Source organism: Thalassospira sp. CH_XMU1448-2 (assembly GCF_037027285.1).
Lineage (GTDB): Bacteria > Pseudomonadota > Alphaproteobacteria > Rhodospirillales > Thalassospiraceae > Thalassospira > Thalassospira profundimaris_C.
On the sequence record NZ_JAYMEA010000001.1, the window covers coordinates 974,519 to 998,756 of the forward strand.

General features: G+C 54.5%; 22 protein-coding genes and 1 tRNA gene. 8 read left to right on the forward strand and 15 right to left on the reverse strand.

Annotated features, from left to right (window positions below; genetic code table 11):
• Nucleotides 1–42: 42 nt before the first annotated feature.
• The 4 genes from WA318_RS04410 (at nt 43) to WA318_RS04425 (ending at nt 4,261) form a co-directional block, all read left to right on the forward strand.
• The gene (locus tag WA318_RS04410) at nt 43–1,302 is read left to right on the forward strand and encodes a M16 family metallopeptidase (RefSeq protein WP_336080112.1); all 1,260 of its coding nucleotides are present in this window, start codon (nt 43–45) and stop codon (nt 1,300–1,302) included.
• A 118-nt stretch (nt 1,303–1,420) separates the two neighbouring features.
• Nucleotides 1,421–2,374, forward strand: coding sequence for an ROK family protein (locus tag WA318_RS04415; RefSeq protein WP_336080113.1), 954 nt, complete (start codon nt 1,421–1,423; stop codon nt 2,372–2,374).
• Nucleotides 2,374–3,066: a copper homeostasis protein CutC gene (locus WA318_RS04420; RefSeq protein WP_336080114.1), complete on the forward strand. Its 693-nt coding sequence runs from the start codon at nt 2,374–2,376 to the stop codon at nt 3,064–3,066. Before WA318_RS04415 ends, WA318_RS04420 begins: the two co-directional genes overlap by 1 nt.
• A 169-nt stretch (nt 3,067–3,235) precedes the next feature.
• Entirely contained in the window at nt 3,236–4,261 is a 1,026-nt protein-coding gene (locus tag WA318_RS04425) for a sensor domain-containing diguanylate cyclase (protein WP_336080115.1), read from the forward strand.
• 52 nt (nt 4,262–4,313) lie between these two features.
• On the opposite strand, the gene WA318_RS04430 is transcribed toward WA318_RS04425, so the two are convergent.
• The 5 genes from WA318_RS04430 to WA318_RS04450 all read right to left on the reverse strand — a co-directional run bounded on the left by WA318_RS04430 (nt 4,314) and on the right by WA318_RS04450 (nt 11,207).
• Nucleotides 4,314–6,227: an ATP-binding protein gene (locus WA318_RS04430; protein WP_336080116.1), complete on the reverse strand. Its 1,914-nt coding sequence runs from the start codon at nt 6,225–6,227 to the stop codon at nt 4,314–4,316.
• A gap of 211 nt (nt 6,228–6,438) precedes the next feature.
• A tRNA-Gln gene (locus WA318_RS04435) sits at nt 6,439–6,513 on the reverse strand.
• Nucleotides 6,514–6,591: 78 nt separating this feature from the next.
• A complete protein-coding gene (locus WA318_RS04440; RefSeq protein WP_336080117.1) occupies nt 6,592–7,521 on the reverse strand; it encodes a 4-(cytidine 5'-diphospho)-2-C-methyl-D-erythritol kinase in 930 nt (309 codons plus the stop codon).
• 25 nt (nt 7,522–7,546) lie between these two features.
• Nucleotides 7,547–9,262, reverse strand: coding sequence for a tetratricopeptide repeat protein (locus WA318_RS04445; protein ID WP_114097846.1), 1,716 nt, complete (start codon nt 9,260–9,262; stop codon nt 7,547–7,549).
• A 307-nt stretch (nt 9,263–9,569) separates the two neighbouring features.
• Nucleotides 9,570–11,207: an electron transfer flavoprotein-ubiquinone oxidoreductase gene (locus WA318_RS04450; protein WP_114097848.1), complete on the reverse strand. Its 1,638-nt coding sequence runs from the start codon at nt 11,205–11,207 to the stop codon at nt 9,570–9,572.
• Nucleotides 11,208–11,450: 243 nt separating this feature from the next.
• Between WA318_RS04450 and WA318_RS04455 the strand changes: the two genes are divergently transcribed.
• From WA318_RS04455 to WA318_RS04465, 3 genes are all read left to right on the forward strand, one after another.
• Entirely contained in the window at nt 11,451–12,341 is an 891-nt protein-coding gene (locus WA318_RS04455) for a uracil-DNA glycosylase (RefSeq protein WP_114097849.1), read from the forward strand.
• Between the two features lie 323 nt (nt 12,342–12,664).
• On the forward strand, nt 12,665–14,428 hold the full coding sequence (locus tag WA318_RS04460; protein ID WP_336080118.1) for a lytic transglycosylase domain-containing protein: 1,764 nt from the start codon (nt 12,665–12,667) through the stop codon (nt 14,426–14,428).
• 16 nt (nt 14,429–14,444) lie between these two features.
• Complete coding sequence (locus tag WA318_RS04465; protein ID WP_336080119.1) at nt 14,445–14,723, forward strand: hypothetical protein; 279 nt, start codon at nt 14,445–14,447, stop codon at nt 14,721–14,723.
• A 23-nt stretch (nt 14,724–14,746) separates the two neighbouring features.
• Here WA318_RS04465 and WA318_RS04470 read toward each other — a convergent pair whose 3' ends face one another.
• The 10 genes from WA318_RS04470 to WA318_RS04515 all read right to left on the reverse strand — a co-directional run bounded on the left by WA318_RS04470 (nt 14,747) and on the right by WA318_RS04515 (nt 22,606).
• Nucleotides 14,747–15,463 (reverse strand): tetratricopeptide repeat protein, encoded by a 717-nt coding sequence (locus WA318_RS04470; protein ID WP_114097852.1) that lies wholly within the window; start codon nt 15,461–15,463, stop codon nt 14,747–14,749.
• A gap of 49 nt (nt 15,464–15,512) precedes the next feature.
• Nucleotides 15,513–16,013: a cytochrome c-type biogenesis protein gene (locus tag WA318_RS04475; protein ID WP_114097853.1), complete on the reverse strand. Its 501-nt coding sequence runs from the start codon at nt 16,011–16,013 to the stop codon at nt 15,513–15,515.
• Entirely contained in the window at nt 16,010–16,546 is a 537-nt protein-coding gene (locus WA318_RS04480; protein WP_114097854.1) for a DsbE family thiol:disulfide interchange protein, read from the reverse strand. The genes WA318_RS04475 and WA318_RS04480 overlap by 4 nt, the downstream gene beginning before the upstream one ends.
• On the reverse strand, nt 16,543–18,639 hold the full coding sequence (locus tag WA318_RS04485; RefSeq protein ID WP_336080120.1) for a heme lyase CcmF/NrfE family subunit: 2,097 nt from the start codon (nt 18,637–18,639) through the stop codon (nt 16,543–16,545). The genes WA318_RS04480 and WA318_RS04485 overlap by 4 nt, the downstream gene beginning before the upstream one ends.
• Before the next feature lie 133 nt (nt 18,640–18,772).
• Nucleotides 18,773–19,261 (reverse strand): cytochrome c maturation protein CcmE, encoded by a 489-nt coding sequence (gene ccmE, locus WA318_RS04490; RefSeq protein ID WP_114097856.1) that lies wholly within the window; start codon nt 19,259–19,261, stop codon nt 18,773–18,775.
• A gap of 13 nt (nt 19,262–19,274) precedes the next feature.
• Nucleotides 19,275–19,472 (reverse strand): heme exporter protein CcmD, encoded by a 198-nt coding sequence (gene ccmD, locus WA318_RS04495; RefSeq protein ID WP_114097857.1) that lies wholly within the window; start codon nt 19,470–19,472, stop codon nt 19,275–19,277.
• Complete coding sequence (locus WA318_RS04500; protein WP_336080121.1) at nt 19,469–20,257, reverse strand: heme ABC transporter permease; 789 nt, start codon at nt 20,255–20,257, stop codon at nt 19,469–19,471. The genes ccmD and WA318_RS04500 overlap by 4 nt, the downstream gene beginning before the upstream one ends.
• Nucleotides 20,258–20,270: 13 nt before the next feature.
• Nucleotides 20,271–20,936, reverse strand: coding sequence for a heme exporter protein CcmB (gene ccmB, locus WA318_RS04505; protein ID WP_114097859.1), 666 nt, complete (start codon nt 20,934–20,936; stop codon nt 20,271–20,273).
• Nucleotides 20,933–21,634, reverse strand: a complete 702-nt coding sequence (gene ccmA, locus WA318_RS04510) for a heme ABC exporter ATP-binding protein CcmA (protein ID WP_114097860.1) — start codon at nt 21,632–21,634, stop codon at nt 20,933–20,935. The genes ccmB and ccmA overlap by 4 nt, the downstream gene beginning before the upstream one ends.
• Before the next feature lie 228 nt (nt 21,635–21,862).
• Nucleotides 21,863–22,606, reverse strand: coding sequence for a DUF1223 domain-containing protein (locus WA318_RS04515; RefSeq protein ID WP_336080122.1), 744 nt, complete (start codon nt 22,604–22,606; stop codon nt 21,863–21,865).
• 283 nt (nt 22,607–22,889) lie between these two features.
• Here WA318_RS04515 and WA318_RS04520 point away from each other — a divergent pair, with 283 nt between their 5' ends.
• On the forward strand, nt 22,890–24,227 hold the full coding sequence (locus tag WA318_RS04520) for a sodium-dependent transporter (protein WP_114097861.1): 1,338 nt from the start codon (nt 22,890–22,892) through the stop codon (nt 24,225–24,227).
• The last annotated feature ends 11 nt before the right edge of the window (nt 24,228–24,238 follow it).

The window sequence follows — 24,238 nt, forward strand, 5'->3', positions numbered from 1 at the left end:
GGATATGATTGGGCGTGATGTGAAAAACAGGAGTAATGCTATATGACAGTCGAGCTTACCCAGCTTGACAATGGGATGATTGTCGCAACCGACCGCCTTGACCATGTGCAGTCGGTGGCCCTTGGTACCTGGGTTGATGTTGGCGCGCGTAACGAAACGCCAGACATCAACGGCATTTCCCATATGCTTGAACATATGGCCTTCAAGGGCACGCGCCGTCGTTCTGCGCTGCAGATCTCCGAGGAGATCGAAGCCGTTGGCGGGCAGATGAATGCTTATACATCGCGTGAAAACACGGCCTATTACTGCAAGGTCCTGCACGAAGATCAGGAATTGGCGATTGATGTGATTGCCGACATCCTGCAGCATTCAACGCTTGATGCCAAAGAGCTTGAACGCGAACGCCAGGTCATCCTGCAGGAAATCGGGCAGGCCAATGACACGCCCGACGACATCATTTTTGACTATTTTCAGGAAACTGCCCTGCCAAATCAGGCTCTGGGCCGTTCAATCCTTGGCAGTCCGGAAAATGTATCGTCGCTGACGCGTGATCATCTGTTTGACTATATGTCGCGCCGCTACAGCCCGAAACGCATGGTGTTTTCGGCATCTGGCAAGGTCGAACACCAGCGCGTTGTCGACATGGTTGCCGAAAAATTCGACAGCCTGCCTGAACATGAAGATCACGAGATGGAGCCGCTCAAATACGAAGGCGGTAACCGGATTGAAAATCGCAAACTTGAACAGGTTCATGTGATTTTCGGTCTTCCGACCGTGTCTTATACCGATGACAGCTTCTATGACCTGCAGGTCTTCAACACCCTTCTGGGGGGGGGCATGTCATCGCGTCTGTTCCAGGAAATCCGTGAAAAGCGTGGTCTGGTTTATTCGGTCTATAGCTTCTCGTCGCATTATGTTGATGGTGGCCTGTTTTCGATCTATGCCGGGACCGGGGCCAATGACATTGGCGAACTGATGCCGGTCATGTGCGACGAACTGGTCCGTGCGACCGATGATCTGACCGAAGAAGAAGTCACGCGCGCGCGTGCTCAGCTCAAGGCATCGGTGGTGATGGCGATGGAAAGCAATTCCGGTCGCTGTGAAACCCTTGCCCGTCAAATCCAGATTTTCGGTCGTCCGCAGAGCATGGAAGAGATCGTCGCCAGGATTGACGGAGTTGATCTTGAAAGCGTGCGTCGTTCCGGCAAGGCGCTTCTGGATGGTAAACCGACCATCACGGCGCTTGGCCCGGTCGATAAGATGCCTGAATATGACGAACTGGCGGCCCGCCTGCGCGGTTGATTGCCAGAACCTGACAGATAAAAGACGGCACTTGTTCCTTGGGGCAGGTGCCGTTTCTTTTTGCTGCGTCAAAGCTTGTGGTGTATCCCCATATCTGTCGGCAGAAAGGGATAAGCCCATGCAATATGCCTTTGATATTGGCGGTTCAAAGATTGAATTCGGGGTGTTCAGTGACGCTGGTGAAGTCCTGCTTCACAGCAAGACACCAACGCCCAGGGACAATCTGGATGCGTTTGTTGCAACCATCCGGGATGTGATCGGCGAGGCGGATCAGGAATTCGGTGCGCGTCCCGATATCGGGATCAGTTTTGCCGGTGGTCTGGATCCGCAAAGCGGAGCGGTGATTTCAGCCAACATCCCGGCGATCAAGGGCTGGTCCCTGGCATCAGAACTGTCATCCATCCTTGGCCGCAATGTGCTGGTGGAAAATGACGCTGATTGCTTTGCCCTGGCCGAGGCGATCAGCGGTGTCGCCAAAAATGCCCGAACCGTTTTCGCGATCATTCTTGGTACCGGCGTGGGGGGCGGTATTGTTGTTGATGGCCGCTTCATTGGCGGTGGCAGTGGCATTCGCGGCGAATGGGGGCATGGGAATGATGTAACCGGTACGCTGATCCGTAATGGTCTGGCACCGGTTCCCTGTGGCTGTGGTCAAACCGGGTGCCTTGATGCCTGGGGCGGAGCGCGTGGCCTTGAACATATTCACACCCAGATCAGCGGAAACCCGATCAGCAGCTTTGAAATCACTGATGCCTGGCGGGCCGCAGATGTCCAGGCCACCCGCGCGGTCGAGATTTACTGTGAACTGGTCGCCCGCGAGCTTGCCCTGATGGTCAATGTCATTGATCCCGACTGTATTCCGGTTGGCGGCGGCATGGCATCGGAAAAGGGGATTGTCGCGCAAATCGATGCGCTGGTTCGTGAACGTGCTCTGGGACGCTATGACAACCCGCTGATCATTCCCGGTGCCTTTGCCAGCGATGGTGGACTTCGGGGGGCGGCAATGCTGCATCTTGATGCGAAAGGCGCGGGATCGGATAAAGGGTCGCGACCAATCGGGATACCGCGCTGATGACCGGAAATGATCTTCTGCTTGAAGTCTGTGTCGAAAGTCTCGGGGATGCGGTGCGTGCAATCGAAGCCGGAGCAGACCGGATTGAATATTGTTCGGCACTGGCACTTGGTGGGCTGACGCCAACCCCCGGGGCCTTGGCGCACATTTCCGGACTTGATGCGCCATGTATGGTGATGATCCGTCCACGGCCGGGTGACTTTTGTTATGACGCTTCTGAATGTACCCTCATGAAGCACGAGATCGCACTGGCGCGCGATCATGGTGCGGCCGGTGTGGTGTTTGGCGCCTGCGACAAGGATGGCAATCTTGATGTTGCTGTTTTGCGGGACCTGATTGCTGAATGTGATGGTCTGCAGACAACCCTGCACCGGGCCTTTGACGTGGTTGTCGATCAGTCCCGCGCGCTTGAACAGGCGGTTGTGCTGGGCTTTGACCGCATCCTGACCAGCGGAGGCGCATCCGATGCACTGTCCGGGCGTGATCAGATCGCAAAACTGCAAAAGCAGGCCAATGGCCGGATCATGATCCTGCCCGGTGCCGGGGTTTCGGCGGCCAATGCGGACGAGATCTTGCTCATAACCGGGGCCATCGAACTGCATGCCTCCTGCAAGGCGGACGGCGGTGAAGATGGACGAATATGTGTCGATCCTGCGCGTGTCACCGCCCTGAAAGAAGCGATGCGCCAATAAAACGGATCGTATCAATGAAAGGCTTATGCATACGTATGGTATCGGTCTAATCTTAATAGGTTAAGGCCGGTAATTGTTCGTTAAGCTGGCTGGCATAAAGCTGTGTTTCTGATGCGTGCCACAGGGGCAGGCGGCTTTGGGTATCAATGGTGCAACGGTTGGTGAAATAATGACGACAGAACAAAATAGTGGCGCAAATTCCGTTGGCTTGGCTTCTAACCAGACATTGAACCGGCTGCACCAGATCATCACGTCGCAGAACCTGAATTTCGAGCAGCGCGTCGATGCGATCCTGAAACTGGGAACGGAACATTTTGGTCTGCCGATCGGAGTGTTCAGCAAGATCGTTGAGGATCAGTATGAAATCCAGCAGGCCGTGCATCCCGAAAATGCCCTGACACCGGGCATGAGTTTTGAACTCGCCAACACCTATAGCGCCCATGTCATTCAGGCCGGCGATGTGTGCGGCTTCAACCATGTTGGCCAAAGCGATGTCAAAACCCATTCCAGTTATCAGAATTTCCGGCTTGAAGCCTATCTTGGCGCGCCGGTTCCGGTGGATGGCAAATACTATGGAACGCTGAGTTTCTCGGGGCCGCGACCGGTCCCTGTCTTTACAGCACCTGATATCGAATTGGTTCGGCTATTTGCTTTGTTGCTGGGGCAGGCGATTGCTCGCCGTGCCGATCAGCACGCACTCGACGCTGCGCGCAAGGAGGTCGAACGTCTGTCGACGCGCGATCCGCTGACCGGTCTTTATAACCGGCGTTATATGCAAGATTGCCTGAAAGCCGAACTCGGGCGTACCAAACGCTATGACAAGCAGCTGGTTGTTGGTTTGCTTGATTACGATAATTTCAAGAAACTCAATGACGATTATGGTCATGATGCGGGTGACAACGCCCTGAAACTGTTTGCCAGGGTATCTTCGGAACTTATGCGTGACACCGACGTGATCGCACGGTGGGGCAACGAGGAATTTCTGATCCTGATGCCCGAAACCGGTGCCGCCGGGGCTATTAAATATTTGCAACGCCTGACGGATCGTGTCCGTGAATCTGATTTCCGGGCAGGCGATGATGAACTTCACCTGAGCCTGAGCGTTGGTCTGGGGATTGCCGAGCCGGGGGATACGGTCGACACCTTGATCGCACGCGCCGGTGTTGCAATGTATGAATCCAAACAGGCAGGCTAGTATACGATCGTCTGCTTCGGCGGGGACTGACGGCAGGCGATACGGATACTGATCACATGACAGCTCGCAGAACCCGTGCGAGTGTTTCCGGCGTCAGTGGTTTGGACAGATATCCGTCAAACCCGATCGCAAGGTAACGGCTTTCGGCTTGTTCAAGGGCGTCTGCGGTAACGACAATGATCTTTGCATTGCGCGATGGTCCCGGCGTCCTTCGGATGGCATGAAGGGCCTCTGTGCCATCCATCACCGGCATTTGCGCATCCATCAGGATCAGGTCATAGCGGTTTTCCACGGCCTTCTCGACAGCTTCGCGGCCATCACAGGCATAGCTGATCTCATAGGGACCTTTGTCAAGAAAGGCCCCTATGACGATACGATTGAGTTCCTTGTCATCAACGACGAGCACCTTGATGAAATTATCAAGCGGCACGTCACTATTTTCCAGGGTCGGAAGTTCAGGCGAATAATGTTCAGCAACAAGTCCGCTGTGCTCGTTCAGGGCCGGATGTACTGGTGTGAACGGAACGTCGACCCAAAATTTTGCACCTTTGCCGGGGACAGCGGAGGCATCAATCTTGCCGCCCATTGCCTCGGTCAAACGTTTGGCAATGGCAAGTCCAAGACCAGTGCCGCCATATTTGCGTGTTGTTGACTGGTCGGCCTGATTAAAGGCCTCAAACAGATTTTTCCGTGTTTCGTCGCCAAAGCCGATACCGGTATCCGTAACTTCAAGCCTTAGAACAACGACATCTGCCCAATGTTCGGAAAGCCTGTCGCTGCGGTAAAGATTGACCGTAACATTCCCTGTCTCGGTAAATTTCAGGGCATTGGAAAGAAAGTTAGCCAGAATCTGGCGCAATCGGGTGGGATCACCTTCGACAAAGTCCGGTGTGTCGTCGGCAATGATGGTGCGCAGATCAAGCTCCTTGTCCGAGGCGATACTGCTGAAACTGCCAACCGTGTTGCGCACAACATCCTGTGGTGAAAAGACGATATGCTCGATCTCGAGCTTGCCGGCTTCAATCTTGCTAAGATCAAGGACGTCGTTGACGATGGCCATAAGGGTCTTGGCTGATTCATTGATCAGCACAGCATAACGTTGCAGGTTTGCCGCCATATCGCCTCTGGCCAGCAGACCTGACAGACCAAGAATGCTGTTCATCGGGGTTCTTATTTCGTGGCTGACAGTGGCCAGAAATTCCGACTTTGCCTGACTGGCGGCATTGGCCCGGTTCCGTTCGGTTGCAAATTGCTGAAGGTTGGTGCGAATGATCGCGATCATCGGCCAGACAACACCAAAGATCACGCCAAGAATGCACAGGATCAACGCCCCGCGCGTCACAAGAGATACTTGCGTGCTGATCATAAGTTGGCGTTCGGCATCGCGTTGATAAAGCGTAACCGTCCGGTCAAGCATCTCAAGCAACGGTTTGAAAGCAGTCCGGTGAATATATTCGGCATCAATGGCCACAACACGGCTTTGTCCGGGGTCGGTGCTGTTCAGAACACGTTTTGCAGCTTCAAGAAACGATCTTACTTCACTATCAAGTGACGGTTTTCCTTCAAGATAATAGCGGCGAATGACGCCTTCTGACGGGGGAAGCGCAAGCTGCTGGTCGCCATCGACAAGTGCGCGATGGGAGCTTTCCATCAGGTCAATCGCGTCTTTTAGTGCAAGGCGTATTTCGTTACTTTCGGCTGCGGTGGTCTGAGTGCCTTGTGCAAGCATCTGGCTAAAGCCGTTGATGCGCTGGCTCAGCATGCGCTGGCGGCCGCTCATATTGATCTGAAGGGTGGTTTCCTGACGGGCATGTTCAATCATGTAATCGACAACGCCATCAGCAAAAATCAGGCTCAGGATCAACCCGGTCGCAATCAGGATGCGTTTGCGAAAGGGGATGACAACATCGCGCGGTCGCAGCAAGGGATGTGGGCTGTCGCGATTTTCTGTGTCCCCGGGTGTCATTCGCTTCCCCTAAAAAAACTTACGTTCCCTGTTCTGTTTGCTTTGGCAGGGTAATGGTCTTTATCAGACAGTTGAACGCTACATTGTGAATATGGGGGTTGTCACGCGCAATTCGAGAAGTTCCGGGGAACGAAACGAGGCCCGGTTGAAGGCCGGATATCTTTGGGCAAAAAGAAAACCGCTTTGAGGAAAACCTCAAAGCGGTTTGTCTTGGCTGGGGCGGTAGGATTCGAACCTACGGTACACGATACCAAAAACCGATGCCTTACCACTTGGCCACGCCCCATCAGCGTGCGTGGCGCGGAAAATAGCGCCCCCGTGACAAGAGTGCAACCCTCTATTTGAAGGTTTTTTTATCACGGTCCTAGTCGGGGAATGACGCGCCGATATTTGACAGAACTCTGGCTTGCTGACTGATGATTTCCGTTGGTGAAATCCACCAGTCCGGGTGCTGGGCAGCGATGGCAATTGCGGCCTTTTCTGCCTGATCTCTGGTGTCATAAATGCCAAAACAGGTGGCCCCGCTTCCCGACATCCGGGCAAGCAGACAGCCTTCTTCACGGGCCAGCGCATTCAGCACATCGCAAATCTCGGGAAGGATACTGGTGGCGGCAAGCGTCAGGTCATTACCGCATTCCGACAAGGCATCGGCAAGGGCGGCCCCACTGGCAAATTCACGTTGCACATCCCAAAGCCCCGAGACAGAGAAGGCTTCGTCTTCGCGTGCCTTGAAAATTGCCGGGGTCGAAACCGCCTTGCCGGGATTGATCAGCAACATGGCAACGGGCGGAAGTTCGGGAAGGTCGGTCAGTTTTTCGCCAATACCCGACATCAGACAGGTCCTGCCATGCAGGCATACCGGCACATCCGCACCGAGACTGAGCGCAATCCGTGAAAGGGCATTCTGATCAAGGTCGAGTTGCCACATATCGCAAAGAAGGCGCAATGCACTGGCCGCATCCGCAGACCCGCCGCCAATGCCCGACGCAACAGGCAGGCGCTTATCAAGGACAAGATCAGCACCAAGGCTGGTGCCGCTTTCTTCCTGAAGCAGCCGTGCGGCGCGGACAACCAGATTGTTTTTGGTCTCTTCAAGCGCAAGGCTTGCCGACATCGGACCGGTGATCGTCAGATTGATCGCACCATCATCGCGGCATTCGCCACTTAGAACGTCACCGACAGCGGTAAAGCAGACAAGGCTTTCAAGCAGATGATAACCGTCATCACGCTTGCCGGTGATATGCAAAAACAGATTGATTTTGGCCGGTGCCTGTTCGCTATAGGTCGCAGACATGGATGTTTCTTCCCGAACTAACTGGTCAGTTCACGACGACCGGGGCGACGGCCGGTACCTGACCCTTGATCTTGTTTTCGACTGTGGTCCGCAATTCTTCTGTCGGATTGAATGAAAGGGCGCGGTGCCACTGGAACCGGGCTTCGTGATACCGCCCGATCTGCCAATAGGCATCGCCAAGGTGATCATTGATGGTCGGATCATCGGGTTTGAGTTCCACAGCCTTTTCAAGCTGCTCGACCGCGTCATCAAACCGGCCGAGCTTGTAGTAAACCCAGCCAAGACTGTCGACGATATAGCCGTCATCAGGCTGCAATTCGACCGCGCGTTTCAGCATGTCTTCGGCCTGTTCGAAATTCTTGCCCATATCAACCCAGCTATATCCAAGATAGTTCAGGACATAGGGTTGTTCCGGCTCGATTTCGAGCGCAAGCAGGAAGTCCGTTTCTGCCTTTTTCCAGTCACCGGCACGCTCATGGGCGATACCGCGACGATACAGCAACCGCCATCCGACCAGACTGTCACCACCAAGGCGCTCAATCGCCTTGTCATAGGCGCTTGCGGCTTTGGCATAGTCGCCCTGAATACGCAGGATATCACCAAGCTGGATCAGGGCATCGGGACGGTCCTTGCGTTCATTGACCATGTTTTCGAGAATATCGATGGCTTTGTCAGCCTGCCCGATCTGCTCAAGACTGGATGCGGTGCGAAGACGGGCATTCCAGCTGTGCGGGGATGTTTGCGGAATCGCGCTATAAACCGAGATCGCCGCGTCATAGCGTTCCTGGATTTCCATGACCTCACCGACCAGAAGCCGGGTGATATCGTCATAGGGGCGCAGCGACAGGGAATAACGCGCCATCAACAGGGCCGGATCAACAGCATTTTCCTGACTAAGCAGGGTCGCGATGTCAAGATAGGCCTCTGCCAGACCGGTGGTTGGTGTCAGGATCGTTGCCAGTGGCGGCTCGCCGCGTTCAAGCCGTTCCAGATGGAAGGGCATGGCTAGTGACTGCGGGTGGCGATCCATATAGCTTTGATACAGCAGGGCTGCTTTTTGTGACTGGCCTTTGCGCTCATAGACCGCACCAAGGGCCTCGGCCGCGCGCAGCGGCGCATCCGCCGGATCGCCATAGGCGCTGGCAAGGGCGCGTTCGGCACCGTTAAGATCATCGAAATAGGCCAGAATCAGGCCACGATGATATTCCGAAAGCGGATTAAGCGCGCCATTCCCCTGCATTTCATCCAGTGACGACAAGGCCCTGGATGGTTCGTTCAGACCGGCATATAGCCAGGCCTTTGCCAGGGGGGCGATCAGGGCATTGACGCCGCGCTGCGGCAGTTCCGATACGACATTGATTGCATCCTGATAGCGGTCTTCACGGATCGCGGTGTCCATGACCGTCAGGGCTGCAAACAGGTCTTCAGGATTTTCTCCTTGAAGCTGTTTGGCGATGTCACTGGCATCGGAAATGCGGCCATCACTGATCAGTGCCAGAAAGGCACGGCGGCGCAATTCGTTATTACCGGGTTCCAGTTCATGGGCGCGCAAAAGATACTGTGCCGCATAGCCGGACTGGCTTTCAAGCTGGGCTGCTTTCCCTGCAAGGAAGTTCCCCGAAAAGCCGTCTGATTGCGGATACTGGAATTCTACCTGCTCGTCGCGCTGTGGCATGGAGCCACAGGCTGAAAGAGCAAGTGCCGTCATCGGGATGATGATTTGTAACAGTTGACGTTTCAAAGGCTTGTCCTGCGTCCGCAATTCGGGTTCGGTATTGTCGCGTGCCGAGCAACACCATGTTGAATTTCGGGTTTAGCCTACTCAGTCGGCAATTATAAGGCAAAGCATTTGCAACACGCGACGACATGCAATCGCAAGACAATACGCTATATCACGGCATGCCGGTTCAAAACCGTCACGGATTTCAGGTTGGTGGCTGTGCAAACCTTCTGGCAAAGCTCCGGTTTGGTCGGGAAAATACAATCATCAGACCAAACAAAAAGACCCGCCAGATAGCGGGTCTTTTGTATGACGAAAGCCAGAAGGCTTACATGTTCGGATAATTCGGGCCGCCGCCACCTTCGGGCACCACCCAGACGATATTCTGGGTCGGGTCCTTGATGTCGCAGGTTTTGCAATGCACGCAGTTCTGGGCATTGATCTGCAAACGTTTGCCGCCCTTGTCTTCATCTTCGACAAATTCGTAAACCCCTGCCGGGCAGAACCGTGCTTCGGGGCCATCATAAATGGCAAGGTTGGTGTTGACCGGAACACTGTCATCCTTGAGCGTCAGGTGAACAGGCTGGTCTTCGCCATGGTTGGTGTTCGACAGGAAGACCGACGACAATTTATCAAAGCTGATTTTGCCATCGGGTTTCGGATAGTCGATCTTGGGCATCTCGGCTGCCGGTTTCAGGCAGGAATGGTCTGCATGGTTCTTGAAAGTCCAGGGAGCCTTGCCGCCAAACAGATATGTATCAACCGCACTATAAGCCATGCCGCCCCAGAAGCCCCATTTGGCAAAGCTCGGGCGGATGTTGCGGACCTTGTGCAGTTCCGGATAGATCCAGCTGTTTTCAATGCGCGACGGATAGCTGTCCATCTGGGCGGGGACTTCGTCTGCGGTCAGGGCCTCGAATGCGGCCTCGGCGGCCAGCATCCCGGTCTTCATCGCGGTGTGCGATCCCTTGATTTTCGGCACGTTCATGAAGCCCGCCGAACAGCCGATCAGGCAACCACCCGGGAAAACAAGATCAGGGATCGACTGGAAACCGCCTTCGTTGAGCGCGCGTGCACCATAGGAAATGCGCCGACCCTTTTCGAAAATCTTGCGAATGGCCGGATGGGTCTTGAACCGCTGGAACTCGTCAAACGGGCTGAGATGCGGGTTCGCGTAATCAAGGCCGATGACAAAGCCGACAACAACCTGATTGTTATCAAGGTGATACAGGAAGGATCCGCCATAGGTGTCTTTGTCGAGCGGCCAGCCAACCGTATGCTGGATCAGGCCTTCCTTATGGACTTCCGGATCAACTTCCCAAAGTTCCTTGATGCCGATGCCATAGGTCTGCGGATCGGAATTCTTGCGCAGATCAAACTTCTTGATCAGCTGTTCGGAAAGCGATCCACGGCACCCTTCGGCAAAGAAGGTGTATTTGGCATGCAGTTCCATGCCCGGTTCGTGGTTCGGGCCCGGCGTGCCGTCACGCGTAAGGCCCATATCGCCAGTGGCAATACCCTTTACCGAACCGTCTTCGTTAAACAGAACTTCGGCGGCGGCAAAACCCGGATAAACTTCAACGCCAAGCGCCTCGGCCTGTTCGCCAAGCCAGCGGCACACATTACCAAGGCTGACAATATAATTGCCCTTGTTATGCATCTGCGGCGGGGTCGGCAGTTTTCTGGAACCGGTTTCGCTCAGCATCATGAACTGGTCTTCACCAGCCGGAACGTTCAGCGGCGCGCCGCGTTCTTTCCAGTCCGGGAAAAGTTCGTTCATGGAGCGGGGCTCCATCACGGCACCCGACAGGGTGTGGGCGCCGACTTCGGAACCCTTTTCAACCACACAGACGGTGATTTCTTTTTCCTGTTCCTGGGCGAGTTGCATCAGTTTGATGGCAGCCGACAGACCGGATACACCGGCGCCTACGACAACCACGTCAAATTCCATGGATTCGCGTTCCATATGGCCTCTCTCGTTTGGCTGCGACCTTGTTCGAACTGTTTTCGTCCGTTTGGTTGCAGGCCGGTATTCACCGATCAGAGTCTCGCCCAAGCCCTGATTTCTCACATTTGGCGCTTAATCGGTATAGCTATACCTATTTAGCGCGCGTTTGTATATGGTACATATGGATCAAAATCGTTAAAGTCGGTCAAAATCCGCTGCACCAATCACGCGTGCGCCGCAACATACACCGCCTTTGTGTAGATGAGCAATCCAATTACAGATTTTGATGTAAATAATCTCGATCCGTTTCAGGCATTGGTCTGGCAATATGAAATGGGTGTGGACGAAGCAATTGCTGACGAGCCACTCGACCGTTTCAAGGCTTCTGAAAGCCTGAGCCGGAATGCTGCGAACCGGCCCGGATTCGCCCCGCAACCGCAATCGGCAGCCCGTCCCGGGGCGACGTCTGTGGCGCGACCATCTGCGCTTGGCGCTGGTGGTCCGGCTCCGATGCCACAAGGCGCTGATGGCGGGTTTCTGCTTTCAGATACACCGCACGAAGCCCGTCAGTCGGCCCGTGATGCGGCCGCAGCCGCCACCAGTCTTGATGAACTCAAAGACGCCATCGAGAAGTTCGAAGGCTGCGCGCTTAAAAAATCTGCAAGCAACACTGTCTTTGGGACCGGGAATGTCGAAGCCAAGCTGGTTCTGGTTGGCGAAGCCCCGGGTGCGGAGGAGGACCGGCAGGGACTGCCGTTTGTTGGTCCCAGCGGCAAGCTGCTTGATGCGATGTTGCGGTCCATCGGACTTGCGCGCGAAGAAGTCTATATCACCAATATCCTGCCCTGGCGCCCGCCGGGGAACCGGCAGCCGACCACGGCCGAGGTTGCAGTGTGCGAACCGTTTGTGCGCCGTCATCTTGAACTGATCGGCCCAAAGGTCGTCGTATGTCTGGGCGGAAGTTCTGCCAAAACCCTGATGGAAGAAGATCGAGGGATCACGCGTTTGCGTGGCACATGGAAGGAACTGGTCTTTGCCGACGGGGCCAGGGCCGATCTGACCGCAATGTTCCATCCGGCATATTTGCTGCGAACCCCCGAACAAAAGCGCCTTGCATGGCGTGACTTGCGGGCCGTTGCACAGAAGCTTTAAGGAATTGGCGATAAATAGGGCGTACGCATGGGAGATATGCGTCTGTCTGATCGGGTGAAATGGGATCTCGCCAAGTAATTGATTCCAGATAAATGATTTCGCGGTTTGGGCGTTTGCTGCTATAAAAGGCGCCGTTGCACCGGGGGGAACACCGCAGGCAACGGGTTGCGAGACCAAGCTGCTTCGGGATAAACACGCGGCTTTGAAGCAAAGCCTCGTTGGGGATACTGAATTTGATCGAAGCAATAAGAACAAGCCTGCCGGGTGTGAAAACCACACTAAGACAGGGCCTCTTAGTCGCTATGTTCGGGGTCATGACCTTCATGGCAGCTCCGTCACCTGCTGTCGCGGACACGCAGGAACAGGCTGCTTTGGGTAATCCCGAACTGGACGATGCATTATCGGTCCTTGTTCCCAAGCCGCTTTCAGATCGTGATGCCGAGCTTTATGAACAGATTTTTGCTGTTCAGGAACAGGGCCGCTGGAAAGATGCCGACCGGCTGATTTCGCGCCTTTCGGATGATGTGCTGATGGGCCATGTTCTGGCACAGCGTTATTTGCATCCGACGGCATATCGGTCACGTTACAAAGAACTCAAGGACTGGCTTGCGAGCTATGCCGACCTGCCTCAGGCGCCGCGCATCTATAAACTTGCGCTGACACGCCGCGGGTCTGCGAACTATCCGAAAAAGCCGGTCGGAAGCTATGTTTCGGGTGCCGGATATGATTATGAAAATATCTCGCCCTATTATCACAAATCGACCAAACAGCTTTCCGCAGCACAACGTTCGCGTCTGTCGACGCTCAAGAACCGTATTCGTCACCGGATTGGTAATGGCTGGCCCAGCGGGGCGCTAGAGGTTCTTGAAAGCCTTGAAGCAAAGCGTCTGTTTGATGCCTATGAACAGGATCAGGCGCGCGCATCCATTGCGTCGGGCTATTATTATTTCGGCAAGCCCGATCTTGCGCTGAAATTTGCCAGCGAAGCAGCTAAGCGGTCGGGTAAATATCTGCCACAGGCGCATTGGACCGCAGGTCTGACCGCATGGCGACTTGGCAAGATGGACACCGCGCACAAGCATTTTGCCGCCCTTAGCACCAATAAATATGCATCAAGCTGGACCCGCACGGCTGGCGCGTTCTGGGCTGCGCGCATTGATCTGGCCGCCGGGCATTTCGAAGATGCCGAGAAGATGCTTAATCGCGCCGCCGAATATCCGCGATCCTTCTATGGTCAGCTTGCCATGCGTGCACTTGGTCGCGATGACGTGTTTGACTGGGACAGTCTTGAGCTTGACGAAAACCGTGCAAACAAGTTGAAACTTGATCCGCATGGTCGCCGTGCTTTGGCCCTTCTTCAGGTCGGTCAGCGCGACGAGGCCGAACGCGAACTTCGCAAGGCCGCAGCCAAGGATGATGATGCCCTGCGCCGTGCGGTGCTGGCACTGACCGATACGGCGAATTTCGCGTCCCTGACCATGCGTCTTGGCAGTTATATCGCGCAGAAAACCGGTGATGTTTTTGTAAACGCCCTTTATCCGGTCCCGCCATGGGAGCCCGAAGGCGGGTATGAAGTCGACCGTGCGCTGATTTATGCCTTCATGCGCCAGGAATCAGGCTTTAATACCGATGCGCGCAGCCATGCCGGTGCGCGTGGTTTGATGCAGCTGATGCCGGCAACAGCAAGCTATATCGGCAATACCCGCTATCGCGGTGCCAAACGTGCCGAGCTGTATGAACCGGAAATCAATCTGTCGCTTGGTCAGAAATATGTTGATCATTTGCTTGAACAGAACGGTGTCGATAACGGTTTCTTGCAGTTGATGGCGGCCTATAATGGCGGGATTGGCAATCTTGGGCGCTGGCAAAAGGCGCTTAAGGACAATGTCGATCCGCTCTATTTCATCGAAAGCATTCCGTCGCGTGAAACCCGGCTGTTTATCGAGCGCGTGATGGCCAATCTCTGGATGTACCGGTCGCGCTTTGGTCAGGAAGCGCCGTCACTTGATCTTCTGGCTGCGGGGCAGTGGCCAACCTACCAGCCGCAGGATGATCTTGGCGACAGCGGTCTGACGGTCGAGCGTTAAGTACCAGAAACATTTGATGACAGACAAAAACGTCGACAAACAGAACAGGGACCGTAACCCGGATCAGGGGACGGTCCTTGATCGTATCAAGATGCCGCCAATGAGCGGCGAGGAAGCCTTGCGGCGCTTTAACGAAACCAGTGCGGCGTCTGAGAGCAATGCTGTTGGCGAGGATGGTTCAAACCAGAGCGATCTGGCCCAGCTTCACCCGATCATGAAGCTTGTCGCACTTGGTGGCACCTTATTGATGATCACAGCCATCCTGCTTGGGGTGCTGTATCTGTTCGGTGCGTGATTTACGTTGTTTACTGGGCGTATTTACTGGGCGTCGGTACGCGCATCTGAAAGTGCCTGAAGAGCCTTGATCTCGCTTTCTGTGGCGTTGCCCAGCGGATCGTCCTTTGGCAAGTCGCGATAAAGATCGCGCAGGACATTCAATGCTTGTGACGGTTTGTCGCTTTGTTTCAACATGATACCGTAATAATAGCGCGCCAGAAGATGGTTGGGCATCTGACCCAAAGCATGCAACACCAGATCGCGCGACGTGCTGTCTATCTGGCCGTTTTGCGCGGTAATACGGGTGTCGGCATATTCAATTGCCAATAACGGGTTGTGCCCGGAAAGGGCATAGGCCTGCGCAAAGGCGGCAACCGCCCGTTCGATATTGCCAAGCCGCAAGGAGCCGCGCGCCAGTGCCACCCAGCCCTGAAGGTTGCGTGGATTGACCTCAAGCGACAGCACGATCTGATTAAGCAGGCGCTGGATTTGCTGGTCTGTCTTGTAATTCGGATTGGTGACATTGCCCGCAACTGCGGCTGCTGCGGCAAGGTTACGCTCGCCTGCACGTTCGGCATAGGGTTTCGCGGGTAATGTCGGATTGCCAATAACAATATAAACACCAAATGCAATCACTACCGGAATGACGGAAAGTCCCATCCGGCGCGGGGAAAATACTTTGCCATTATAGCCGGGCAGGCTGACATAAATGACAGCCGCACCAAAAAGCGCCAATGCAGACAAACCAACCCAGATCAACGCAGACCTCCGTCCGGGTGGTGTTTACGCATCAAGATAATCGCGGACATCAGGCGCGCCCGTCATCTTTTGAAGTGCCAAGAATTTCATCAAGGCGGGCCTGTTCATCACGCGACAGGGATGTCGTTGTTGCTGCTGCTTCGCGTTGCTTGCGTCGGTAAAACGCAAAGACGGCAAGCAGGGCCAGAATTGCCAAAACTGCCGGGCTGGCCCACAGAATGTAGGTTTCCGGTTTCAGGGGCGGGTTCAAAAGAACATAGTCGCCATAGCGTGCAACAATGTAGTCAATGGCTTCTGCGTTTGTGTCCCCTGCAATCAGGCGTTCACGAACCAGCACGCGCAGGTCGCGGGCAAGTTCGGCATCGGAATCATCAATCGACTGGTTCTGACAGACAAGGCAACGCAGTTCCTGACTGATATCGCGGGCACGTTTTTCCAGAACCGGATTGGACAGCATCTCGTCAGGGTTCACTGCCCATGCAGGATTTCCCGCCAGAAGCGGCATGATGACGCCAAGGGTGCCAATCAGTGTCAGAAGACGTCGGGTCATCCTTTTAACTCCGCAATTTTGGGCAGAAGTACATTCTCAAGCACATCTACCGTAACCGGACCGACATGCTTGTATCTGATTTGACCGGTGCCATCGATGATGAAGGTTTCAGGCACACCGTAAACCCCGAAATCAATACCGGTACGGCCCGACAGATCCATGCCGACAGCAGTATAGGGATCCCCAAGTTCGGCCAGCCATTTGACACCGTCCTGGGGATCTTTTTCCTTGTAGTTCAGGCCAAAGACCGGAATATCGGCTTCGCGCGAAAGGCGCTTGATCAACGGGTGTTCTGCGCGGCAGGGCACACACCAGCTGGCAAAGACATTGAGAACCGAAACCTGACCTTTGGTGAGATCAGCCTTGGACAGGCCCTTGTCGCGTCCGGGAAGCGGCGGCAAAGAGAAATCCGGTGCCGGTTTATCGATCAAAACCGATGGCACAACCGATGAATCCTTGTCGATATTCATCAAAAACACCCCGGCCAGGGCCGCAAACAGAACCAGCGGGATCACAGCAAGCGAAAATCTCATGAAGCGGAAACTCCGTTCTTCTGAAAGCGCAGGAATATGCGTGTAACGATACTGATGGCTCCGCCCGTCAGCATCAATATCATGCCTGCCCATACCCATGTCATCATTGGCAGGAAGCGGACCGAAACGACCCGTCCGCCATCATCGGCGCGATCGCCGACAGAAACGTGCAAGTCCCCGTCACGACCATGCCAGATACCCGCTTCGCGGGTTTCAACGCCGCGGATCGGATAATAACGAATTTCCGGATAGAGCTCGGTAACAGGAAGGGCATGACGATAGAGAATGAATTTTGCCTGCCGGGTGGCATAGTTTTCACCAGCCAGCAAAGACACACCTTCATATTGAAGGTTGTAGGGGCCAGCCTGGATGCTTTGACCGGCGCGCGCAGACACAACAATCTGTTCTTCCCAGATGCTGCTTGCAGCCCCGCCAGCCAGCATGACGGCCAGACCAATATGGGCAAGGGTCATGCTCAGATAGCGTGGCCCCAGAAGCTGAAGGTTTCTGTATTTGCTTTCACCGTGATCGGGCTGCCGCCACAGGCGCGCCCAAAGGTCGCTAAGCGATGCGGTCAAAATCCAGCCCGCCAGTCCGATGCCGATCAGCGGGGCCGGTGAAAGGTCAATAAAGCGGATCGACACAAACAGAAAAATGATCAGTGACAGGATGGCGGCAAGCTTCATGCGCCGACCGATCAGCCATACTTCATCCTGACGCCAGCGCAATGTCGGGGCAAAGCCCATCAGTAACAATAGCGGGACTGTCATCGGAACCAGAACTTCAACATAGAAAGGTCCGCCGACTGTAATGTTTTCACCGCCAAGCCAGCGTAATACCAGCGGATAGATGGTCCCAATCAGAACCACTGCAGCAATCAGCGCAAGAATGACACTGTTAAGGAACATGCTGCTTTCGCGCGAAATCGGCTCGAAGGGTCTTGGTTCACCCAGATTGTCGCTGCGTTGCCAGAACAGATAATATGATCCGGCAAAGACCACACAGAACCCGATCAGAAGGGTCATGCTGTCGCCGGATTTCATCAGGGTTTCGGTAAGCGGACCAAACAGGTCCGAGCGGGTCAGATAAACCCCGAACCAGCCAACGGCGAGTGCCGAAAGTCCAAGAAATGCCGTCCAGCCCTTAAGCGTTTCGGTTTTTTCAAGCACAGCCCGGCAATGCACAAGAGCCGTGGTCAAAAGCCAGGGCAACAGCAAGCTGTTCTCTGCCGTATCCCAATACCACCAGTTCCCCCATGCCTGCTGGCTATAGGATCGATAGGCATTGATCGCAATGGCAGTTCCAAGCGAAACCCAGGACATAATTGTCCAGAAGCGCATGGTTTCGGCGATACGGCGATCAAACTTTTTGTCAAGCAGGCCCGAAATGGTCAGGGCATAAATTACGGCCAGTCCGGCAAGGCCAAGATACAGGAACGGTTCGCGCAGAACCCGCAACACATCCTGATTTTGCGGATTCATGCCACGTCCATCAAGCGGGGCAACAGCCATCCGCAAAAACGGGTCGGCATCAATCAGTGTTGCGAGCCCCAGGACGGCAATCAACAGACCAAGAACAGACAGGGCATTGTGATACAGCGATCCGTCATCGTCTTGGGCATAGGATGATTTTTCCGGGGTAAAAAGCTGAATGGCAAGAACCACATTGACCAGCGATACCGCCAACAACCAAAGCACCATCGCCCCGCCATCAGGCGTAAAGGCGGCTCCGATGCGGAACAATAATGGCGTGGATGAATGGCTTACATCCGCAACAATCGGCAGGCTGAAGTCGCTAACAATGAAAGCATGCAGAAGGCCTGCCTCGGCGATGATTGCCAGCACCAGAATACCGAGTGGCAGAATCAGATACGGGCTGGTCTGGCGAGGAAGATCTTGCGTGGGGAGCCTGACGGACATATTGCCCGGACCATCCGAAAACGGACCGGGGGAACCGCCTGCAAGCACAGTTGCCGGTCCCAGCAAGGAGGACCGCAAAGACGAGCGCAGCCAAAGCGGGCTGCACAGCACAGCCTGACCGAAGCCTGTCACCACAATCAGGAGCAGGGCAAAATGTCCGAACTCTGCAAGCATCTCCGTCTAAGGCTTCCCCGATCTGATCCCCGAAGACATATCTGACGGTGTGACGGGACACCTACAACACAGTTACGTCAAAACCGGGTTTTTCTTACGCGTTTGATTGGACTTTATCGCGATAGAATGTGGCTTAATTGCGCATTTGTTCCGCGTTTTTTTGTTCGATTTCTTCCCAATGGCCGCTTTTCTTAAGGGATTCGGCGACTTCGGGCGGCATGTAGTTTTCATCATGCTTTGCAAGAACTTCGGATGCAACAAAAGTACCGTTTCCGTTCATATGGCCTTCAGCGACCACACCCTGACCTTCACGGAACAGATCAGGCAGAATACCGCTATAGGCAATCGGAACAGATTGGGCCATATCAGTCACGACAAAGGCGATGGTCTTGCCATCTTCAAGCTTTGCGACCGATCCTTCGACGACCAGTCCGCCGATGCGCAGACGCTGATCAGGATCAATAGGGGACTTCTCAACAATTTCGGTAGGGCTGAAGAAGAAGACAACCGAATCCTCGAACGCGGTCAGGATCAATGCCGCCGCACCGGCAACTGCCAGAAGAACAGCGCCGATAATATACATGCGTTGGCGTTTACGGGCTTTTGCGCGGGAAAGTGACACAATAGTTCTCCGGTCAGGATGCCTTTGGGGCTTTCTTGGTTCTGCGGGGACGACGTGCCTGCAGAACAGTTTCAAGCTGGTCGCGTTCGATGCGGCTGTTACGCAAACTGCGCAAGGTCGCCAGCAACAGGGCAATCATGGCAATTGCCGTTATGGCGTAGCTGCCCCAGATATAGCTGCCATATCCGCCCATTGAGAAGAACTCACTCATTGGCTGGCCTCCGCATTGTGACCCGCATCATAGCTGTTGGCTTTTTCAGCTTCCTGATCGGATCGTTCGTCAAACATGCCAGAAAGCTGCAAGGCGCGAATGCGACGTTCATTAAGCTCAAGACGTACCCGCAAAATCAGCAGTACAAAATAATAACAGGTGAACCCGAGGATCATCAGACCAAGCGGCAATTGCATGCTTGGATCAACGCTCGGGCCATCCATCCGGACGATGGATGCCGGTTGATGCAGGGTGTTCCACCAGTCGACCGAAAACTTGACGATCGGGACATTGATGGCACCAACCAGTGCAAGTGCCGATCCGGCCTTTGATCCGCGTTCGGGATCATCAAATGCATTCACCAGCGCGATATAGCCAAGATACAGGAACAGCAGGATCAGCATCGAGGTCAGGCGCGCATCCCACACCCACCATGTGCCCCACATCGGTTCGCCCCACAAAGACCCTGTGATCAGGCAAAGTGCGGTAAAGGTCGCACCGATCGGAGCCGTGGCGCGCGCGCAGATGTCAGCAAGCGGATGCTTCCAGATCAGGCTCATTGCACCGCAAATTGCCATGCCGACATAGCAGAACAAACCCATCCAGGCGGCAGGGACATGTAAATACATGATCCGCACGGTGTCGCCTTGCTGATAGTCAAGTGGTGACGCAAAAAGCGCGAAATAAAGCCCGGTTGCAATCAGGATCGCTGTTGCACCGGCCAACCATGGCAGGAGCGGGTCGGTCAGCTTCAGAAACACACTTGGTTTGGCAAAACGATGCATATTCTTCTGTCCGTTATTCCATTGCCTGACGCACCGCATGTGCGGTGGCAAACGGGGTGGCCGCCAATGTGATCAGCAAAATGGCACCCATAATTTGTAACTGTGCGGTTGCTGAAATACCCAGCAAGGCCGCCTCAACTGCGCCGGCTCCGAAAATCAGAACCGGAATATACAGGGGGAGTACCAGTAATGAAACAAGTACACCGCCACGTCGCGCGCCAAGAATAAGGGCCGCGCCAATTGCCCCGATCAGGCTCAATGCCGGGGTACCCAGCAACATGGCAATCATCAGCGTGACAAATCCGTTCTGGTCCATATTGAGCATCACCGCCATCAAGGGGGCAGCAATGATCAATGGCAATCCGGTGGTCAGCCAGTGTGCGAGCACCTTGCCCAAGACCAGCAATTCAAGCGAGACCGGCGACAGGGTCAAAAGTTCAAGCGTGCCGTCTTCGTAATCTGTCTGAAAAACCCGTTCGAGTGACAGCATGGCCGCAAGCAATGCCGAAACCCAGATAACCCCCGATGCAATACGTGCCAGAATGTTGGCCTCGGGGCCGACACCGAATGGAAACAGGGTTGTCGTGACGATAAAGAATGCCACAACCATGACCGAATCAGCCCCCTGACGCAGGGCAAGCCGCAGATCGCGTTGCAATATGGCAAGGAAGCCGTTCATTGGGCGGCCTCCTGTGCCGGATCAGGGCCAAGATCATCAAACTCGGAATGTTCCATCAGCCATTCGACCATCGGGATCGCAAATTTATCCAGATCAAGAATAACCGGATTGTCGACTTCCAGATCAATATGGGTCGAATAAATCACGATACCGCCGGAAGACCTGAAATCGGCGATCATGCGCGAAACCTCGCCACAGCTTTCACGGTCAAGCCCGACTGTGGGTTCGTCCAGCAGCCAAAGGTCACTTTGACCAATCAGAATGCGGGCAAGGGCGGTTCGGCGTTTCTGACCGCTTGAAAGATAGCGTCCTGATACCCGGGAAAGATGATGGATATCAAGCACATCAAGGGCTGTATCAATTTCCTGTTCAAGGTTTTTGACACCGCGCAATTGCCCCCAAAGACGCAAATTGTCGCGTACCGACAGAACCGGTTTGACGGCATCCTGATGTCCCAGATATTGCAACCGGGCCTGATGGGCGATCCGGTCATCGGCGATGTTTTCATCGTCCCAGCAAATCTGACCGGAACGGGGGGACAGAAGACCCGCCATAACACGCAGCAGACTTGATTTCCCGGCACCGTTTCGACCACGCAGCATGATTGCGTCACCGGATTGGGCGGCAAATGAAACGCCACCAAATACAAGCCGCTCGCCACGCAGGCAGGTCAAGTCAGAACCGCTAAAATTTGCCATGTAACCCGTTCAATAACCATACGCTCAGCCTTGTTGGAAATATTCTATAACGTCTTAAGGCCGATGATCCATTCTTTAACCGATATCGATTGCGGTGGCTTTGCTTCAAGTCAATCCAAACTAGCCATCAGCCGATATGCGATCCGTGCCATGGACATACCAAGTGCTCGGTTTCCAACAAATGAACCGGATTTAGGTGATTGGGTGGTTGGGTAAGATACGAAGGGGTTAAAACCGGACGACAGAGGCGGCGATAATCGGTCCACCCCGACCATTCTGGATCAGAACCGCGATGCCACCGTCATAGGCGGTGGTCATGGTGAACGGGATGTTTTTTTCCGTTCCGTCCCAGGGGCCAAGATCAATCATTTCTCGAACGACATTGGCATGAACCAGCCGTTTCCCCGCATTCTCGCCCGACAGGACATCACGCTGATGTTCACGGTCATAGCCGATGAGCCAAATACGATTGGCCTGTTGTGCGCCAGATTTGCCAACAGCTTTAAGGGTGATCGCACCTTGGGCCGGTTGACCGTGATTTTCGGAAGTCAGCGAGATTTCCGAAATATCTTTCAGGGGCGCAACGGTTTTGCTGGTCGACTCGATACTGCGTTTTGCGGTCGCCCGAACCACGGTATCGCCATTGATAATGACCTGCGGGGTATAGACGTAACGTTCGCGCATGCGATTGGCATAGTCGCGTTGCCGGTCACTGTAACGTGCATCTGAAAACGGATCGGTCCATCCCAGATAGTTCCAGTAATCGACATGATATGACAGCACAAGAAGGGTACTATCTTCCTGATTCAGCTCGTAAAGAACGCGATCAGCTGGCGGGCAGGAATTGCATCCCTGCGAGGTGTAAAGTTCCACCACGGCACGCGGCATGACGCTTTGGGATGCATGGATATCACCAGAAACCAGCATCATCGTGCAAAAAAGGGCGGTTATGAGGGGACGAGAATGTTTCATGCCTGTCATAATGCCTGAAAACACCCATCAACCCCTAATCACAAGGCCTTGAGAGTGCAGAGATCGGCAAAAGGGCGGATTTTTGCGCTTTTTTGCCAAATTTCGAAATGAGATTTCCAAAGATTGGTGTTAAGAGCTGCGGACCAATCAGAACCATTCCACGGATCTGATGGCATCGTGAGGGACGTCTTGAACCTTTGCGTTAAAGGCAAAAATGAGGAACTGGCACGTTGGCGGGAGCAGAATTCCAACGAGGCCGGTCGACAAAGAGGTTTGCAGGTTAATGATGAAACGTGAACACTGGGGCTCGCGCCTCGGATTTATTCTGGCGGCTGCGGGGTCGGCTGTCGGGCTTGGGAACATCTGGAAGTTCCCCTATATGGCTGGCGAGAATGGCGGTGGCGCCTTCCTGATCATCTATCTCGCGCTGGTCTTTACCATCGGGATTTCGGTCATGCTGGCCGAATTCGTGATCGGTCGGATGTCGGAAAAGAATGCGATTGGCGCATTTGCGAAGCTTAAAGGCGGGCTTTGGCCAGTTGTCGGCTTCTTTGGTGTGGCTGCTGCCTTTATTATTCTTTCCTTCTACAGCGTCGTTGCCGGCTGGACGATTTCCTACATGATCAAATCGCTTTCGGGTGCTTTGGCGATCGAAGATCCGGCTGCGTTGGGGAATATTTTCGGGGACTTCATCTCCGATCCGGTTTCACCGCTGATCTATCATGCAATCTTCATGGCACTTACGGTTCTTGTGGTGCTGGCAGGTGTCGGTTCCGGGATCGAACGAGCTTCCAAAATCCTTATGCCTGCGCTGTTTGCGCTGTTGATCATACTGATCATTCGTTCGGTGACCTTGCCTGGCGGTGAAGAAGGTGTTGCCTTCCTGTTGGCGCCTGATTTCTCGAAAGTGACCTGGAATACGGTTTCCGATGCACTTTCGCAGGCCTTCTTCTCGCTCTCGCTGGGCATGGGTGCGATGATCACCTATGGCTCGTATCTGTCGAAAAAGGAAAATATTGCAAGTTCGGCGGGTTGGGTCACCTTGCTTGATACGGCGGTTGCCGTGATGGCCGGTCTGTTGATCCTGCCAGCCGTATTTGCGTTCGGCTTTGATCCGAGTGCCGGTCCCGGCCTGACCTTCATCACGCTTCCGGCGGTGTTTGCGCATATGCCGATGGGCTCGGTCTTTGCCTTTATGTTCTTCCTGCTGCTGGCGATTGCGGCCCTGACATCGGCGGTGTCGATCCTTGAAGTGGTCGTGGCCTATTTCGTTGATGATCGTGGTGTCAGCCGCAAGACTGCGGCCATTGTGATTGGCGTGATCATCTTTGCACTGGGTATTCCATCATCGCTGTCACTTGGTGTGATGTCTGATGTCACCTTCTTTGGCAAAAGCTTCTTTGATCTGATGGACTTTATCAGCTCGAACCTGCTGCTGCCGATTGGTGGTCTGTTCATTTCGCTGTTTGTTGGCTGGGTGATCTGGGGCAAAGCCAAGGAAGAGATTGCTGCCCACAACGGTATTGTTCCGGCATGGATCAGTGCCTGGGGGCTGATCGTCAAATTCGTGGCACCGGTCGCAATTGCTTTCATCCTGCTCAAGGGGCTTGGTACCTTTTAAGCGGGCTTGAC